Source organism: Ensifer sp. MJa1 (assembly GCF_037026475.1).
Taxonomy (GTDB): domain Bacteria; phylum Pseudomonadota; class Alphaproteobacteria; order Rhizobiales; family Rhizobiaceae; genus Ensifer.
On the sequence record NZ_JAKUMO010000005.1, the window covers coordinates 199,461 to 216,802 of the forward strand.

Sequence of the window (17,342 nt, forward strand, 5' to 3'; positions counted from 1 at the left end):
ATGGCAACAATCGGTTTCATTGGACTGGGTATCATGGGCACGCCGATGGCGCGCCACCTGCAGGATGCCGGCCACACCATCGTCACTTCGAAATTCGTCATTCCGCCGCGCCAGGAACTTCTCGATAACGGCCTCAAGTTCGTCGACACGCCGAAGGCGCTCGCCGAAGCCGTCGACACCATCATCCTGATGCTGCCCGACACGCCCGAAGTTAAGGACGTTCTCTTCGGCGAGAACGGCGTTGTCTACGGCCTTTCCAAGGGCAAGCTGGTCATCGACATGAGCTCGATCTCGCCGATCGAGACGAAGGAATTCGCCAAGAAGGTTCGTGAAACCGGCGCCGAATATATCGACGCCCCGGTCTCCGGCGGCGAAGTCGGCGCCAAGAACGCCTCGCTGTCGATCATGGCGGGCGGCAGCCAGGAGAGCTTCGACCGCGCCCTGCCGCTCCTGAAGCTGATGGGCAAGAACATCACGCTTGTCGGCGATTGCGGCGACGGCCAGGTCACCAAGGTTGCCAACCAGATCATCGTCGCGCTGACAATCGAGGCGGTTTCGGAAGCACTTGTCTTCGCGTCGAAGGCCGGGGCCGATCCGGCCCGCGTCCGCGAAGCGCTGATGGGCGGCTTTGCTTCCTCGCGCATCCTTGAAGTGCACGGCGAGCGCATGATCAAGCGCACCTTCGATCCGGGCTTCCGCATCTCGCTGCACCAGAAGGACCTGAATCTGGCGCTGCAGGGTGCCAAGTCACTCGGCATCTCGCTGCCGAACACGGCGGCGACGCAGGAGCTCTTCAACAATTGCGCCGCCAATGGCGACAGCGGCCTTGATCACTCCGGTCTCGTCCGGGCGCTCGAGCGCATGGCGAACCACCAGGTCGCTTAATCGCCTGGGCAGACATGAAATGCGCATGACCCGTCCGGCGTCCCATTGTTCCGGGCCGGTCATGTGTCCGGGCGGCGGTTGGAGGAACCGCCGCCCGAGACCATCAGACAACTCCGGCGAAAGCGCACAGCGCTTCCGCTCGTAGAGTTGCGTAAGGGATAGACTAGGAGAGCCGGCGCCATATGCCGTACGCGCTCTCGGGGGGAGACCAATGCCAGCCATCACCGACCCGCGCCGTTTCCTCGAAACGCTTTTCACCTCTGCGGTCGCCGCAGCCGACCCTGAAAAGGTGATCGTGGCCAACTTGCCGGCGCGGCCGAAGGGGCGAACTGTGGTTGTGGGTGCAGGCAAGGGTGCCGCGCAGATGGCGGCAGCCTTCGAGCGCCATTGGGTTGGCCCGCTTTCAGGTGTTGTTGTCACCCGTTACGGTTATGCCGCTCCGTGCGAGCGGATCGAAGTCCTGGAAGCGTCGCACCCGCTTCCGGATGCGAATGGCTTGCTGGCTTCGAAGCGTTTGCTTGCGGAAGTGGGCGGCCTGACGGAAGACGATCTTGTCGTGGCTCTCATCTGTGGCGGCGGTTCGGCGCTTTTGCCGTCGCCCCCGCCCGGCCTGACGCTGGAAGACGAGATTGCGGTCAACCGGGCGCTCCTGGCCTCCGGCGCGCCGATCAGTGCCATGAACGCCGTGCGCAAGCACGTCTCGATCATCAAGGGCGGCAGGCTCGCTGCGGCTGCCTATCCGGCAAAGGTCGTTTCCTTGATCGTTTCCGATATTCCGGGCGACGATCCGGCGTTGGTCGCCTCCGGTCCGACGCTTGCCGATGCCAGCACGCGCGAAGACGCACTGACGCTGGTCGAGCGCTACGGCCTGGATCTGCCTGCACGTGTGATGGCATGGATGAAGAGCGCGGACAGTGCCGCGCCTTCACCTGACGATCCGCGGTTCGCGCGCAACGAAGTCCAGCTTATCGCGTCGGCTTCCGTCTCGCTCGAAGCGGCCGCTGCAGAAGCCCGCGCCGCTGGCATCGAGGCAATCATCCTCTCCGACGCGATCGAGGGCGAGGCGCGCGACGTTGGCGGCGTTCACGCCGCGATCGCCCGCGAGGTCGCCGGTCGCGACCGGCCCTTCACCAAGCCGGTTGTCGTACTTTCGGGAGGTGAGACGACCGTCACAATCCGCGGAAGGGGCAAGGGTGGCCGAAACAGCGAGTTCCTGCTGGCCTTGGCGCTTGGCATTGACGGCGCCAAGGGTGTCTCGGCGCTCGCGGCCGATACCGACGGCATCGATGGTTCGGAGGATAATGCCGGAGCGTTCGCCGACGACACGACCATCGCCAGGCTAGTGGCGCAGCGGCTGGACGCTGCAGGACTACTACAGAAGAACGATAGCTGGACGGCCTTCGATGCGCTCGGCGATCTCTTCAAACCTGGCCCGACCGGCACCAACGTCAACGATTTCCGCGCCATTCTCGTGCAGTAAGGGCGGGCTCTGGTCCCTTTCGCTATCTTTTAAGCGAAGTGGCAACTCACCGACCCATAGGCGCCAAAGTCTGCGACGATCGTGTCGCCGCTCGTCGCTTCGATGGTGCGGATGAATGAGCCTGAGAGCACGATCTGGCCGGGTTCGATCGCGTCCCCGCAATGCGCCAACCGATTGGCGAGCCACGCGATGCCGCGGGCCGGGTGGTTGAGCACGCCGGCGCCAAGCCCGGTCTCCTCGATCACTGCATTGCGCGAAACGATTGCCCCCATCCAGCGCATGTCGACCGTATCCGGGCGAACGGCCCGACCGCCAAGGACGAGGCCGCCATTGGCGGCGTTGTCCGATATCGCATCGACGATGGTGCGCGCCTTCTTGGTCTTCGGATCCGTCCTCAAGATGCGGGTATCGAGAATTTCGAGCGCCGGCATCACAAAGTCGGTAGCATTCAACACCTGAACCAGAGTGACGCGCGGCCCCTTGAGGCCGGCCTTCATGATGAAAGCGACTTCCGCCTCGACCCGCGGCTGGATGAAGCGGTTGGCAGGAACTGTAGCGCCGTCGTCAAACAGCATATCGTCGAAAAGCACGCCGGAATCCGGCGTATCGATGCCAAGCGCCTGCTGCATTGCCCTCGACGTCAGGCCGATCTTCCAGCCGATGATGCGATGGCCGTCATCGCGCTTGCGTCTGACCCAGGCGGCCTGCACCGCATAGGCATCGTCAACCGTCATTTCGGGATGCTTGAGCGACAGCAGGCCAATCTGCTTGCGGTCGTGCTCTGCCTGATGCAGGCTTTCGGCGGCTTTGGCAATCTCCGTTGCATTGAGCATGATCCGGCCCCTCCACTCCAGCGTGTCATACGATACACCAAGGCCCCCACGTGGGCACGGGTCGTTTGTTGTCGAGATCGGTTGGCTTGTCCGCATAGGGCCGAAGACGATGAGGAACGATCGGCAGGTACCCGGAACCAATCGGCTTTCGCTGCCCGGACACCGGCGTCGGCCAAGCCGCGGCCAAGCAGGTGATCTTCGAGGAGTTCGTGCAGTTCAGAAATCTGGTGCGACCGGACCCGGGGCTCGGCCTCTGGCGGAGCGTCTCAATTAGCGCAAGCGGCTAGCGGCTGCAGCACAAAATGCGGCACGCCCGGCGGAGGAGACCGAAGTCGTGATGACCGGTGGGAAAACAACCGCGACCTCGGCGCTGCTATTCGATGAAGACGCCGACACTTGCGGCCCGGCCGACCGCATCGATGACGGTCAGGGTTGAATAGCCAACGCCATCCGGCTGCCACTGCGTCACACGCCGGCGGGTGAGCTCGGGCAGCGGCTTGCCGTTGGCGAGCCAGCGGAAGGGGGCGCGTCCTCCCTGGAGCTTGAGGGTCAACGGGGAAATCGTCTGATGGTCGGCGCCGAGTTCGACGCGTGCGCCCTCCGGCGGGAAGACGATCTGAGGCGCCGGTTCGCGGGCCGAGGCATTGACGAGGCCGCTCGCGGTCAACGAGAAACGGCGCTGGCTGACCGGCAACTCGGCTTGAGAGATGCGAATTGCCCCAGCCGGCGCATCGGGAAGGGGCGTGATGCCGAAACCGGACTTGGCAAAGCCTTCGAAAAGGATGGGAGCGGCGCTGCCATAGCCGGTCAGGCCCGGCACCGCACCGTTGTCGGGTCGGCCGACCCAGACCCCAAGCACATGGCGCCCGTCGTAGCCAACCGACCAGGCGTCGCGATACCCGTAGCTGGTGCCGGTCTTATAGGCGATGCCGCGTTGGCGGCTGCCGGTCGGCGGCAGGACGCCGGCGAGCGCATCCGAGACGTTCCAAACAGCGACCGATGAGAGCAGCGGTTCGGCTTCGATCAGGCCGGCCTCGCCGTCGACGCCGTCGCCGAGCCGGATGGGAAAGCCGCGATTGGCAAGCGCCGCATAGAGCTGGACGAGATCGCGCAAGGAGAGCCCGACACCGCCAAGCCCGATGGCGAGCCCCGGCGCTTCACCGGCCGGCAGGGCCGGTTTCACCTCGCCACGGCGAAAGCGCATCATCAGTTCGGCCGGGCCGACCGCATCGAGCAGCCGGATCGCCGGAACGTTCAGAGACAGTTGCAGCGCCTCGCGCACGCTGACGTCGCCCTGATAGCTCATGTCGAAGTTGCGCGGTCGATAGCCGAAGAAGTCGGCCGGTCGGTCCTCGATAATCGTTTCCTGGCTGACCAATCCCTCCTCGAAGGCAAGGCCATAGATGAACGGCTTGAGGGTGGAGCCGGGCGAGCGCGTGATGCGCGTCATGTCGATCCAGCCGGAACGGCTCGCGTCGAAATAGTCGGCCGATCCGACCGAGGCGACGATCTCGCCGGTTTTGGCATCGGCCATCACCATTGCGACCGAGACCTTCGGTCCGAGCTTGGCAGCGCCCTCCCTTGCCACGGATTCGAGATTGCGCTGGACGGCGAGGCGCAAAGTTGTCTGGTGCTGAACGGCTTTCGGGTCCTTGCGAAGTGCCCGTTCTGCGAGATGCGCGGCATAGGAAGGAAGCTGCAGGCGTCGGAAGGGGACGGAGGTGGCGATCGCACGTTCGGCTTCGCCGTCTCCGATCACGTCGTCAACGGCAAGTCGGGTGAGGACACTTTCGCGGGCAGCGACGGCGGCGGCATGGTTGCGGTCCGGCCGGCGCTTCTCCGGCAGCTGCGGCAGCGCCACGAGCAGTGCCGCTTCGCCGGCCGTCAGCCGCTTCGGCTCTTTGCCGAGCCAGGCAAGGCTTGCGGCGCGCACACCCTCGATGTTGCCGCCATAGGGGGCGTGGGTGAGATAGAGATTGAGGATCTGGTCCTTCGAAAGCCGCCGTTCGATCTGGATCGCGCGGGCGATCTGCAACAGCTTGGCGGTAATCGAGCGCTGCTGGCGCGGCTCGATCAGCCGAGCCACCTGCATCGAAAGCGTCGAGGCACCCGAAACGATGCGCCCGTTGCCGACGAACTGCAGCGCCGCACGCCCGAGCGCGAAGAAATCAACGCCCGCATGGTCCGCAAAACGCTGGTCTTCGTAGGCGATCAGCATTTTCAGGAACTGAGGATCGACATCGTCGACCGTCGTCCTCAGCCGCCAGAAACCGTCCGGCGTTGCGAAGGCGCGCAGCAGTTCTCCGCTGGCGTCGTCCACTTCGCGCGAGACGATGTCCGCCGCCGCAAGCGGTGGCGGAAATGCCTCGTCGGCCTTCTCGATCGCAAAGCCCGTCAGTCCCGTCAGCAAGAGGCAGACGGGCAAGGCGATCAGCAGTTTGCGCCCAATCGACATGATCTTGCCTATTGCGCGGCGAGCACCTCCATGCGCCCTGTGGCGGTGCGGGCCGAGAGTTGCGGCCGGTACATGTCCTCGACCGTTGCTGCCGGATGATCGTAGACGCCGGGCGTCACGGCGCGCACCACGTAGGCGAGCGTGACTTCGCGGCCGGCACCGGTGCTACGATCAAGGGCCGCAACGAAGCGGTCGTTGCGGAACTCCGTATGGGTCGCGGTGATCTCGCCAAGCCATTCGAAGTTGCTGAGCTGGGCGCTGTCGACGAGGCTCGGATTGTCGATCTGGAAGCCGGCCGGAAGAAGGTCGGTCACCAGAACGCGCGACGGCCAGTCGTTGGCCTCGGTCAGCTTCAGGACCACCACGTAGCGTTCGTTCTGGCGTACTCCGGTGACATTGGCCTCGGCGCCGTCGAGCGTGTAGTAGGTGCGCTCAATGGTGAAACCGTCGCCGCCGGCCGAAAGCGGCTGGGCGGGGGCGGCAACCGTGGTCACTACGGCCGAGACCGGATCCGCACCCTGGTTGCGGATCACCACCGGGTGCGTCATCAGCGCGTCGCCGGTCATCTGGGCGGCATAGCTGCCGGTCTTCGATGCGCCGTTGACGTCGAGCGCCATATCCTCGTCGCCATTCTGGATGGCGCGGGCGGCCAGCAGCATCCAGGCCTGTTCCTGGGTGCTGGTGTAGGTCTTCTGCTCCCACTCGCGCGCCACGATCTTTGACAGTTCCGGAACGATCGGCGGGACGGGCCGGCTCTCGGCGGCAAGCGCGAGCACCGCCGCATTGTCACGCAGCGAAGAGCCGTAGTCGGAGCGCGACAGGCTGACATTGACGAGGCCGGTCGACATACCAGCCGCCTTGGCAAAGGTGTCCTGCGACCCCTGCGCATCGCCATAAAGGGCGAGCGCCGCAGCGATATGGGCCTTGGCGAGCGGTGTCGGGAAGTCGTCGATCGCGGTATTGGCGTAGTAACGCAGATCGTTGATCGCGGCCTTGCGGTTGCGGGCGAGCACGTAGAGCCCGTAGGCGATCTCGTTGCCGCGGTCCTTCACGTTGGTGTCATAGCCGACGCCGTTCTGCAGGTTTTCGAGCGCCTGGACCATGGCGGCCTCCGGTACGTCGTATTTCTGCTCGCGGGCGCGAGTGAGGAAGTCGGTGACATAGGCATCGAGCCAGAGGTCACCGTAGCCCGGGCCCCAGAGGCCGAAGCTGCCTGAGGACGACTGGTATGAGAGCACGCGATAGATCGCCTCCTGCACCCGCTTGGTCACGCCTTCGTCATCGGCAAGGCCGGACTGTTTGGCAAGTTCACTCAAGTAGAGCAGCGGCAGGGCGCGGCTCGTCGTCTGCTCGGCGCAGCCATAGGGGTAGCGATCAAGCGTCATCAGCAGCGCCGGCATGTCGAAGGCGGCGGAGCGGGTGACGCTGAGGTTGAGCGATGCGCCTTGCAGGATGCTGTCGGCGAGCAACTGTCCGTCGACGGTCAGACTGCTTCCGGGCGCGATCGAAACCACCTGCCGCCGCGTGATGGGCAGTGTCGCCGGACGTACGAGCAGATCGAGTGACTGTTCCAGCGAAAGCCCATTGGCGCCGGTCAGCGCCACCGTGACGGTGCCATTGCCGGGATATTGCCCGACCACTGGCAGGGTGATCGAGGTGCGGCCGCCCTGGTCTAGCGTCACCGTATTGCCGGTGCCCGGTTGTTCGACCGTGGCGGGACCGCTGGTCGTGACCTGGATCTGGTAGTCGCCGGCCGGTGCATCGGTGTTGGCGATGTCGAGCCTCAACTGCGACCGATCTCCGGGTGCCAGGAACCTGGGCAGGCTGGCGGTGACGACCACCGGATCGCGGATCACCACGTCGCGGCTGGCGTGGCCGACACCGGATTTCGTCCAGGCGACGGCCATCAGTCGTGCCGTGCCGTTGAACTGCGGGATGTCGAAGCTGACGTTCGCCTTGCCGTCGCTGTCGAGCTGAACCGGACCTTCAAAGAAGGCGACCAGCTTTTCGGTGGGCGGGCTGCCCTGAAGCGCCACCTGTCCACCGTCGCCACCGGTGCGCAGGCGGCCAGTGGCGCCGAGCGAACCGTCGATCAGGCGACCATAGAGGTCGCGGATCTCAAGCCCGAGCTGCCTTTGGCCGAAGTACCAGGCTTCCGGATCCGGCATCTCGTAACGGGTAAGGTTGAGAATGCCGACATCGACGGCGGCGATTGTGACATAGGCCTCTTCATCGGCTCCGGCGCCGGCGACATGCAGGCTGATGTCGAGCGGCCGGCGCGGCTCCATCTTCTCCGGAGCATCGAGCGCGACGGCGAGCTTGCGCTCGGCCGGATCAACCGAGAGCCACTTGATGCCGATCGCGCGCATCGGCATGCGGCTTTCCTGCGCATCGCCCGGCCGGTAGAGCGTGGCGGTCACATAGGCACCGGCACCCCAGGCGTCGGTGACTGGCAGCTCGACTTCGCCGCCTTCGGCAGCAATCGATGTCGTCTTCGTCGTGATCAGGTTCTCGGTGCCGACGGTGACCAGCAGCTCACCGGCAAAACGCGGCGAGACCTTCAGCTTGGCGGTATCGCCGACCGCGTATTTTTCCTTGTCGAGCGCGATCTCCAGGCCATCGGGCGTTTCCGTCGACGTCGCGGCGACATACCAGCCGGCGTCGAATTCGACGCTTGACGTTGGGCCGTCGATCGAGGCCGTCTCGACCTCGAGGCGATAGCGGCCCCAGCCGACCGGGACCGAAATCTCGGCTCCGTCTTCCGTTAGGTCGATGCTGCCGTTTGCCACCTGCTTGGTGGTGACCACAGGCTCGTACTTCCAGGCACTGCCGTCGCGATACCAATGATAATTGCGCTCGACGCTGATCAGTTTCCAAAGCAGCCCTGGCACTGCGATCTTGCTGCCCGTCGGATCGACGGCGATGACGCGGAATTTGCCGACCGAGTTCTCGGCGAGTTCGCCCTCGAATTCGGGCTTGATGCCAAGCATCGGGCCTTCGGCACGTACCGGCAGCTTCAGCGAGCGCTCGACGGCACGACCGCCAGCTTCGCGCATACGCACGGTCACGCTGGCGTCGAGCAGTTGCGTGGTCGACGGCACTTCGTCGATGAGGACGTCGAAGTTCGATTTTCCCTCCTCGTCAAGGGCCGAAAGGTCTTCAAGCGGCAGGCGGGTGTCTTCACTCGCCTCCTCGTCGGCAAGGCCGAAAGAGTAACCCTTGAAGGCCGCGTTTTCGCGTGTCGGCTTGATCGTCACTTCGCCTTCGAGTTCGAGGCCGGCTGCCGGGGCGCCGTAGAGATAACGTCCGTCGACGGCGACGATTGCGGGTTCGCCGACGGCAATCTCCTTGGCGTCGCTGGTCAGATCGAATTCGGTGCGGTCTGGCACGAAGTCATCGACCAGGAACTGTTTTTCGCCGATCGCCGGGGACTTCGGGTCGGTGAAGATCTGCATCGTCCAGGTGCCGCGCATGGCGTTTGCCTGAACGTCGAGATGCAATGTGTGACCGCCGAGCTTGCCACCAGGGCTGGTCATGCGGCGATACTCGACACCATCGGGGCGCAGGAAGACGAAGGTCAGCGGCAGGTTCTCGATCGCCATGCCGTCGACGTCGCGGGCAAGGGCCGCCGCGTGCACCGTTTCACCGGCGCGATAGATGCCACGCTCCGTCCAGGCGAGAATGTCGATGGCGCCGGGAGCCGTGCGGCCGGTGACGCCGCGATCGGAAAGGTCGAACCCGGCGCGGCTCATGTCGAGGAAGACGTAGTCGTCTTCGCCGTTTCTGGCGGTGATGACCGCAGGCGTGAGGCCAGACGTGCCGCGCATCAGGCCGGCCGTGAAGGTGACGCGGCCGTCGCCGTCGCTCACCGCAGTCCCGAGGATCTCATTGTTCTTGGCGACGAGCTGCAGTTCTACACCTTCGATCGGCTCGGCCGAAGCAAGCGAGCGGACGAAGACATTCAGACCGTCGGTGCCGGCATAGGTGGAAATGCCGATATCGGAGACGACGAACCATTGCGTGGCGCGGGCATCCCACTCCTGGCTGACGCCGGTGGTTGGTGCTGCGGTCAGCACATAGACGCCAGGCTTGCGCTGAGGCAGCGCTTCGTCGACCGGGAAGCTGGTGACGACTTCCTTGTTGACGTCGCGCTCGATGTCGATCGTGCCCTGCCAGACGAGTTCACCGCTCTCTTCCTCGATACGCTGGGCGCTGTAGCCGTCGAGCTGGGTCAGGAACTGCGAGTTTTGCAGAACCTGGGCGATGCTGCGGTCGCCGACGCGATAAAGCTTGAGCTTGGCGCTGTCGGTATTTACCGAAACAAGCGGGATGCCGCGACGTGCGGTCGAGGGCAGCACGAAGCTGTCGCCGGTGAAGCGCACCATCTGGGCGCGGTCGGCGACATAGATGTCGAGGCTGACAGGCGCTTCCAGCACTTCGTCGACGGTAGAGGGCAGGCCGGTGCGAAGTGTCAGCTTGTAGCGCTCGCCATGCGAAAGTCCTTCGACGCAGATCTGATCGCCCTTGGCCTCAAGCGCCTTCGGTGCGGCACCGTTGACGGTGACGAAGGAGGCGTAGTCGGCACCGCTCTTCAAGAGCTGCTCGGAAAACTGGACGCAGGCGCGCGGGGTCGCGGCATCGGAATCGATGGTGTGTTCGACGACACGGAAGCCCTTGCGCTGCTTGAGATCGAGATAGGCGGCCTCGACGGATTTCGCCTTCACGAGCTCAAGGCTCGCCTTGTAGGCCTCCAGCGCGGCGCGAAAGTTTTCGGCGCCTTCGAGCGATTTTGCCATGACCGCAAGCGCATGCGCCCGGCTCTCGGTGGTGCGGGTGAGCTCATAGCCGTTGATCGCGGCGATCGCCGCCTGGATCGACACGCTCGAATTGTTGGTGATCCGGTTTGCCGTGCGTGCAGCCTCCAGCCAGAGCTCGGCATCATCCGGTGTGATTGCAAGCGCGCCCTGGAACGCCTTCAGCGCATTCTCGATATTGCCCATGCCGGCCTGGCCGCGCGCCATTTCGAGCAGCGTATTGACGCCCAGTCCCTGCTGGTCGTCGGCAAGCGTCAGATTGGCCTTGGTGTTACGGGCGTCCTGCAACAGCTGGTCCGAAACGAACTTCAGCCGCGGCGGTGCGCCGATATCGGCCTCGGCCGCCTGGGCCTCAACGATCTTGCCGGCAATGGCGCCTGGGAAGGTATTGAGCTGGTTATAGTCGGACTTGAGGAAGCACCACTTCACCTTGGGATTGTAGGTGAAGGCGCGGCAGGACTGATCCGCGATACAGGTCTGCTGGCATTCGTCGAGCGAGACGTTCTGCTCGGTTCTCAGATCAAAACCGAAATAGTCGCCATCCTGCGTTATCTCGATCTGCCGACCGCTCTCCTGGGCAGCAACGGGACTACCAGCGGTCAGAAGGGACAAAAAGAGGATGGAAAGGCCGAAAAACGCGCGCACAGACATCAAGTCCTCCCAACGCTGCCGGTCTCGATAGGGGCTTCACTTTTCAAGCTTCCCGGTCGCTTGTCAACCGAGGAGAGATCAAGGCCCGGTGCAATTTCAACGGGTGTCCTTGCGCGAAGTTGAACACATCGATCCGGAATGAAACACGATAAAACGTTATCTAAATCAAACTAGTATGACGACTGAGCGTCAGCGCCGCCTAGCCCCTTTGCTCCCTGAGGAAGATGGTCAGCGATCGGCCGGCGTCGAGGATATGGTTACGCGTGAGTTCGCAGGCGCGCTCGGCATCGCGCGCGATGCAGGCGTCGAGGATCGCCTTGTGCTCGCGGCGTGCCCGTGCAACCCCCGAGGTCAGCGTCAATTGTGCCCTGAGGTAACGGTCGATGCGGTCGAGCGAAGCGCGAACGATCTGCAGATAGTAGGGACGGCGTGCGGCCTCATAGAGGCTATAGTGGAAATTGCGGTTGATTTCGCCCCATCGGTCGGCGTTTTCTTCCTGCTCGAACTCCTCGCAATGCTTGCGTGCAAGATCGAGCGTGCGCCGGTCGAGATTGGGTACCGCGAGGCGAATGACCTCGGCCTCGATCAGAGCCCGGAACTCGAAGATTTCCTCGATTTCCTCGATCGAGAGTCCGGCGACGACCGCGCCCTTGTAGCGCTCGGTGGTGATCAGGCCATGCTGTTCGAGGCGGGAAAGCGCCTCGCGTACCGGAATGCGGCTCGTGTTGAACATCTGGGCAATGTGATCCTGGCGCAGGTTCTCGCCCTCGGCGAGGTCGCCTTCGATGATCGCCTTGCGCAGGGCCTCATAGACGATATCGGCGGCTGAGGCTGCTTGCCTGACATCGACGGCATCGAGTTTCATCGTATTCGAACCCTGCTGGCCGAGCCTCAGGCTTGGCCAGTCCCCGTTTACATGGTGCTTGCACGGTCATAGGTCCAATCCGGACGTCGGGCAACAGAGCCTTGGCGCTGAATCCAACGAAGTCTGATGAAGCATTCGTTTTGCCCTTTCGAGCACCAGGGCAAGGTATCGCCTGTTGGAAACCACGCGCAAACACGCGGCTCCGTTACACCGGTACGGGGTATGGGGCCGTCAAATGTTGACCAGCTGTTTGATCAGAGCGGCCAGGCGGGGCGCTGACTTGGAACTGCCGTCATTGCGGTATTTCTGCAGCCGAAGAAGTTCGGTGGCGGCCCGTTTCGACAACATCGAGCCGAGGTCATCAGCAATCGCAGGGCGGTCGCGCAGTAGTCCTGCTAATCCGTGCATCCGGTAACGGCGCCGGCTCGGCGTGATCGCCGACTCCGGCCCGGTCGGGCCTGCCTCGGCGGGCGCCTTTCCCATCTACGAAGCCACAATGGCGTCCGGGGTGCCGAGCGGCGCCACGCCCGGCGGATGTTCCGACTTGGTCGGGTCGTGTGTCGCGACCGGCGGTTCCTGCGATCGTTCCTTCACTCCATCGCCTCCGCGCCGGAGTTCTTTCCACGCATCACACGTTCAGCGGCAATAGTACTCTGCGTCTTGTCGCTTTGAACTGTATTTTGAACAATATTGCTCGCTGGCGCCAGCCCACTTGCCAGCCATGACTGCACGCGGCAGAATTGAAAAACGCAGTGCTTTCTGCAAAGACTAACCGCCAAGTATAACCATGGTCGACGTTTCCACATTCCGATGCGCAACCGCGCGTCGTGACAGTTCTGATGCTCTGTGCAACCTGTTCGGAACGAGGCAGATTGATGGTCGCGAGCCTGACAATGAGCGAACGGCGAATGGCTGTCGTCATTCTCGTCGCACTCGCCCTGTGTGGACTGACGATGGCGGCCGCTGGTCGCGCAGACCCGCTCGGTGTCCACGGTTTCATTGCTCTCGTCGTCAGTATCGGGCTCGCCTTCTTCGTGATGTCGGCCTTCTATTCGCCCGCGCCCGATGCTGAGCGGCTGACGCGCTATTATGACGATCCGACCAAGGTTGGCATCGTCCTGGCCATGGCTTGGGCGGTGATCGGCATGTTCGTCGGCGTCTGGGTCGCAGCCTTGCTTGCCTGGCCGGATTTGACGTTCGATGCAGCCTGGGCGAGTTTCGGAAGGCTGCGCCCCGTCCACACCTCCGGTGTGATCTTTGGCTTCGGCGGCAACGCGTTGATTGCAACATCGTTTCATGTGCTGCAGCGAACGTCGCGGGCCCGCCTCCCGGACCAGCTCAGCCCCTGGTTCGTGCTGATCGGCTACAACCTCTTCTGCGTCGTTGGCGCGAGCGGATATCTGCTCGGTGTCACGCAGTCGAAGGAGTATGCAGAACCTGAATGGTATGCGGACATCTGGCTGACGATCGTCTGGGTCGTCTATTTCTTCATTTATATCCGCACGCTCGCGCGCCGCAAGGAACCGCATATCTACGTGGCCAACTGGTACTACATGGCCTTCATTCTCGTCGTCGCGGTTCTGCACATCGTCAACAATCTCGCCGTGCCGGTGTCGTTCGGACATGCCAAGAGCTACTCGCTTTACTCCGGCGTCCAGGATGCCATGACGCAGTGGTGGTATGGCCACAACGCCGTCGCCTTCTTCCTGACCGCCGGCTTCCTCGGCATGATGTATTATTATCTGCCCAAGCGCGCGGATCGGCCGATCTTTTCCTATCGGCTGTCGATCATCAGCTTCTGGGGCATCACCTTCATGTACATGTGGGCGGGTTCGCACCATCTGCACTACACCGCCCTGCCGCAGTGGGTGCAGACCCTCGGGATGACCTTCTCGCTGGTGCTACTAGTGCCGTCGTGGGCTTCGGCTGGCAACGCGCTGGCAACGCTCAACGGCGCCTGGCACAAGGTGCGCGACGACGCCACATTGCGCTTCATGATGGTCGCCGCCGTCTTCTACGGCCTTGCAACCTTTGAAGGTTCCTTCATGGCCATCCGCGCCGTCAATTCGCTGTCGCACTACACCGACTGGACCGTGGGGCATGTTCATGCCGGCGCACTTGGTTGGGTGGCGATGATCTCTTTCGGATCGATCTACGCGCTCGTGCCGTGGATGTGGAAGCGCAAGGCGATGTATTCGCCCGGGTTGGTCGAGGTGCACTTTTGGCTCGCGCTCTCCGGAACGATCGTCTACGTGTTCTCTATGTGGAATTCAGGCATCATTCAAGGCCTGATGTGGCGGACTTATAACGAGAACGGCACGCTTGCCTATTCGTTCCTCGACACCGTCGTCGCCATGCACCCCTATTATATCGCCCGTACCTTCGGCGGCCTCCTGTTCCTGGCGGGGGCGTGCGTCGGGTTCTTCAATGTCGTGATGACGATCCGCTCCGCTCATGCGGAGGCTGCCGCCGAAGGTGATCCGGACCTGCCGGTTTCCGCGCCGGCGGGCGCATTTCCTGCTGCGGAGTGATCGACATGTTCGGGTTCCATCGCAAGCTAGAACGCAGCGCAATCGGCTTTGTGCTTGCCATCATCGGCGTGTCGGCGGTCGGCGGCTTTGTCGAGATCGCACCGCTTTTCACGATCCACGAGACGGTAGAGGATGCGCCCGACATGCGCCTTTATACGCCGCTCGAACTCGCGGGGCGCAACATCTACATCCGCGAGGGCTGTTACGCCTGTCACTCGCAGATGATCCGGACGTTGCGCGACGAGGTCGAGCGCTACGGGCCTTTTTCCCTGGCGGTGGAATCCAAGTACGACCATCCGATGCTCTGGGGATCCAAGCGCACCGGACCCGACCTGGCCCGCATCGGCGAGAAGTATTCTGATGCCTGGCACGTCGCCCACCTGATCAACCCGCGCGACGTGGTGCCGCAATCGGTCATGCCGAAATATGGCTGGCTGCAGCGCAACGCCCTCAGGATCGACGATCTCGGGGAGCATCTTGCCGCGCAGCGCGCCGTTGGTGTCCCCTATACCGAGGAGATGATCGACAACGCCACGATCGATGCGTTCGGCCAGGCGTCGCCCGACAGCGACAAGGCAGCCGGGGTCAGCGCGCGCTACGGTGACGCTACCCATATCCGGGCGTTCGATGGTGACGCGGGCCGCGTCACGGAAATGGACGCGGTGGTCGCCTATCTGCAGATTCTTGGTCTGTTGACGGCCGCAGCGTCGCAGCAAGCTGCTCTGGCAGGGGATTGAGGCAATGACCGTGGATCACCAGACATTGGTTGCCATCGCCAAGAGTTGGGGCATGTTCTACCTGATCGCCATGGCGGTTGCGGCCACCGCCTATGCGCTCTGGCCGTCCCACAGGCAACGCTTCGACCGTGCCAAGCACAGTATTCTGGACAAGGACGACAATCCGTGGAGCTAAGCGCGTGGCCCTAGAAAAGCTCGATCCCGTCACGGGCCGGATGACCACTGGCCATGAATGGAATGGCATTGAGGAACTCGACACTCCTGTGCCGCGGGTGGTGCTGTTCTTCCTTGCCGCAGGCACGCTGTTTGCCATCGTTTATTGGATCCTGATGCCGGCCTGGCCGCTCGGATCGACCTATACGAAGGGCCTGCTCGGCATTGATCAGCGCGAGGTGGTCGCGGAGCAAGTCAAAAGTGCAGCCGCGGAACGTGTGACGTGGACCGACCAGATCCAGAAGGCAAGCCTTGGCGAGATCGAAGCGGACGCTGCCCTGATGCAGCAAGTGCAGGAGACGGGCCACAGGCTCTTCGTCGACAATTGCGCTGCCTGCCATGGCGTCAACGCAACCGGCGGCCCTGGCTTCCCCGATCTGAGGGCGAAGTCCTGGCTCTGGGGCGGCGAGCCGGACATGATCGCGCAAACCATCAAGGTCGGTATCAACTCCACCAACGACGATACGCGGGTCTCGCAGATGCCAGCTTTCGGGCGCGACGGCGTCCTTGAACGCGACAAGGTCAGCGCCGTCGTGGATTATGTGATGTCGCTGTCTCAAGGGGCTGGCGCTACCGCAGATGCCCAAGAGATCGCAGCCGGCCAGGAGGTCTTCGCCGCCAATTGCGTTGCCTGTCACGGCGAAGACGCGAAGGGCAAGCACGACGTCGGAGCGCCGGACTTGACCGACAAGCACTGGATCTATGGCGGCGACAGGGGCTCCATTCATTTGAGCGTGTATGGGGGGCGACAGGGACATATGCCGCATTGGAGTGGCCGGTTGTCTGAGCTCGACTTGAAGATCCTTGCCACCTACGTTCATTCGCTGAAGGGAGAAACCCAATGAGCGAGGGTAGGGGCATCTCTGCACCGGGCGCGGGTGCGTCGCAGGTCAATTGGCGACGTCTTTCGCTCGCAATCGTCGCCCTGGGCGGGCTGATCGTTCTCAGCGCAAACGCGCATCTTGTTTACGTCGCGGTCCATTCCCAACCGGAATGCGTGCCGCACGCGAAGTCGGGCAGTGAAGGTGGAGCGCTACGAGCGGCGTCACCCAGCTGCTGACCAGGGAGACTAGGACATGGCTGCCACCAATCGCTCAGGTCTTTCGGTCACGCCGCTTGCGGCGCAGCGACAGCGCCATCTTCCGGCAAGCGCGGCCTTCGGCTGGTTGAAGGCCGGATGGCGAGACTTTGCGGTTCGCCCCGGTCCCAGTCTTGTCTACGGTCTTGTGGTTTTCGCGGTGTCCCTTGCCATCGTCTGGGGGCTCTACTCGGTCGGGCTCGATTATATCCTGTTTCCGGCCCTTGCCGGCTTCATGGTCGTCGGCCCGCTTCTCGCCATCGGCCTCTACCAGAAGAGCCGTGACATCGAGGCCGGAACGCCGCTCAGTCTCGCGCGCATGCTGTTCGTCGAAGCCCAGTCCGGGGGAAGACAGGTCTGGTACACCGGGGCGATCCTCTGCCTGTTGATGCTGGTCTGGATGCGCGCCGCGGTCATTATCTACGCGCTGTTCTTCGGCCTGCGTCCATTCCCCGGACTGGATCACATCGTTTCCATGCTGTTTACGACCCCGGTGGGCTGGGCCATGCTTTTGGTCGGCACCGTTGTCGGCGGCCTCTTTGCGGCCTTCTCCTTTGCGATCAGCACATTCTCCATTCCCATGCTGCTCAACGAAAAGACCGATGCCTTTACCGCGATGGGGACAAGCATCTCTCTCGTCTGGAACAACCTGCCGGTCATGCTCGCCTGGGGAACGATTGTGCTCGGCCTGTTCCTTCTGAGCGTGCTTACGGGTCTCGTCGGCCTCATCGTCGCGTTCCCCGTTCTCGGCCACGCGACCTGGCACAGCTACAGGGCGATCAGATAGACCGTCTGGTTCG

The 17,342-nt window shown here is 63.2% G+C and carries 12 protein-coding genes; 7 read left to right on the forward strand and 5 right to left on the reverse strand.

The genetic code is table 11. The annotated features are described in order from the left end of the window. Positions 1 to 885: a 2-hydroxy-3-oxopropionate reductase gene (locus tag MKZ91_RS09475; protein ID WP_336170351.1), complete on the forward strand. Its 885-nt coding sequence runs from the start codon at positions 1 to 3 to the stop codon at positions 883 to 885. Positions 886 to 1,096: 211 nt separating this feature from the next. Next, positions 1,097 to 2,365, forward strand: a complete 1,269-nt coding sequence (locus tag MKZ91_RS09480) for a glycerate kinase type-2 family protein (RefSeq protein WP_336170353.1) — start codon at positions 1,097 to 1,099, stop codon at positions 2,363 to 2,365. 29 nt (positions 2,366 to 2,394) lie between these two features. Here MKZ91_RS09480 and hpaH read toward each other — a convergent pair whose 3' ends face one another. The 5 genes from hpaH to MKZ91_RS09505 all read right to left on the reverse strand — a co-directional run bounded on the left by hpaH (position 2,395) and on the right by MKZ91_RS09505 (position 12,466). Next, positions 2,395 to 3,198: a 2-oxo-hept-4-ene-1,7-dioate hydratase gene (gene hpaH / locus MKZ91_RS09485; protein WP_336170355.1), complete on the reverse strand. Its 804-nt coding sequence runs from the start codon at positions 3,196 to 3,198 to the stop codon at positions 2,395 to 2,397. A gap of 373 nt (positions 3,199 to 3,571) precedes the next feature. After that, positions 3,572 to 5,653 carry a penicillin-binding protein 1C gene (pbpC, locus tag MKZ91_RS09490; RefSeq protein WP_336170357.1) on the reverse strand — a complete coding sequence of 694 codons (2,082 nt, stop codon included), beginning with the start codon at positions 5,651 to 5,653 and terminating at the stop codon, positions 3,572 to 3,574. 8 nt (positions 5,654 to 5,661) lie between these two features. Continuing rightward, positions 5,662 to 11,112: an alpha-2-macroglobulin family protein gene (locus MKZ91_RS09495; RefSeq protein WP_336170567.1), complete on the reverse strand. Its 5,451-nt coding sequence runs from the start codon at positions 11,110 to 11,112 to the stop codon at positions 5,662 to 5,664. Between the two features lie 205 nt (positions 11,113 to 11,317). Beyond that, positions 11,318 to 11,983, reverse strand: a complete 666-nt coding sequence (locus MKZ91_RS09500; RefSeq protein ID WP_336170359.1) for a GntR family transcriptional regulator — start codon at positions 11,981 to 11,983, stop codon at positions 11,318 to 11,320. Positions 11,984 to 12,214: 231 nt separating this feature from the next. Further along, positions 12,215 to 12,466, reverse strand: a complete 252-nt coding sequence (locus tag MKZ91_RS09505) for a hypothetical protein (RefSeq protein ID WP_336170361.1) — start codon at positions 12,464 to 12,466, stop codon at positions 12,215 to 12,217. Between the two features lie 392 nt (positions 12,467 to 12,858). Here MKZ91_RS09505 and ccoN point away from each other — a divergent pair, with 392 nt between their 5' ends. From ccoN to MKZ91_RS09530, 5 genes are all read left to right on the forward strand, one after another. Next, positions 12,859 to 14,514, forward strand: coding sequence for a cytochrome-c oxidase, cbb3-type subunit I (gene ccoN / locus MKZ91_RS09510; protein WP_336170363.1), 1,656 nt, complete (start codon positions 12,859 to 12,861; stop codon positions 14,512 to 14,514). A 5-nt stretch (positions 14,515 to 14,519) separates the two neighbouring features. After that, positions 14,520 to 15,251 carry a cytochrome-c oxidase, cbb3-type subunit II gene (ccoO, locus tag MKZ91_RS09515; protein WP_336170569.1) on the forward strand — a complete coding sequence of 244 codons (732 nt, stop codon included), beginning with the start codon at positions 14,520 to 14,522 and terminating at the stop codon, positions 15,249 to 15,251. 4 nt (positions 15,252 to 15,255) lie between these two features. Beyond that, complete coding sequence (locus MKZ91_RS09520) at positions 15,256 to 15,426, forward strand: cbb3-type cytochrome c oxidase subunit 3 (RefSeq protein ID WP_336170365.1); 171 nt, start codon at positions 15,256 to 15,258, stop codon at positions 15,424 to 15,426. Positions 15,427 to 15,430: 4 nt separating this feature from the next. Further along, positions 15,431 to 16,309 carry a cytochrome-c oxidase, cbb3-type subunit III gene (gene ccoP / locus MKZ91_RS09525; protein ID WP_336170367.1) on the forward strand — a complete coding sequence of 293 codons (879 nt, stop codon included), beginning with the start codon at positions 15,431 to 15,433 and terminating at the stop codon, positions 16,307 to 16,309. A gap of 231 nt (positions 16,310 to 16,540) precedes the next feature. Continuing rightward, on the forward strand, positions 16,541 to 17,329 hold the full coding sequence (locus MKZ91_RS09530) for a DUF2189 domain-containing protein (RefSeq protein ID WP_336170369.1): 789 nt from the start codon (positions 16,541 to 16,543) through the stop codon (positions 17,327 to 17,329). Positions 17,330 to 17,342 lie beyond the last annotated feature (13 nt).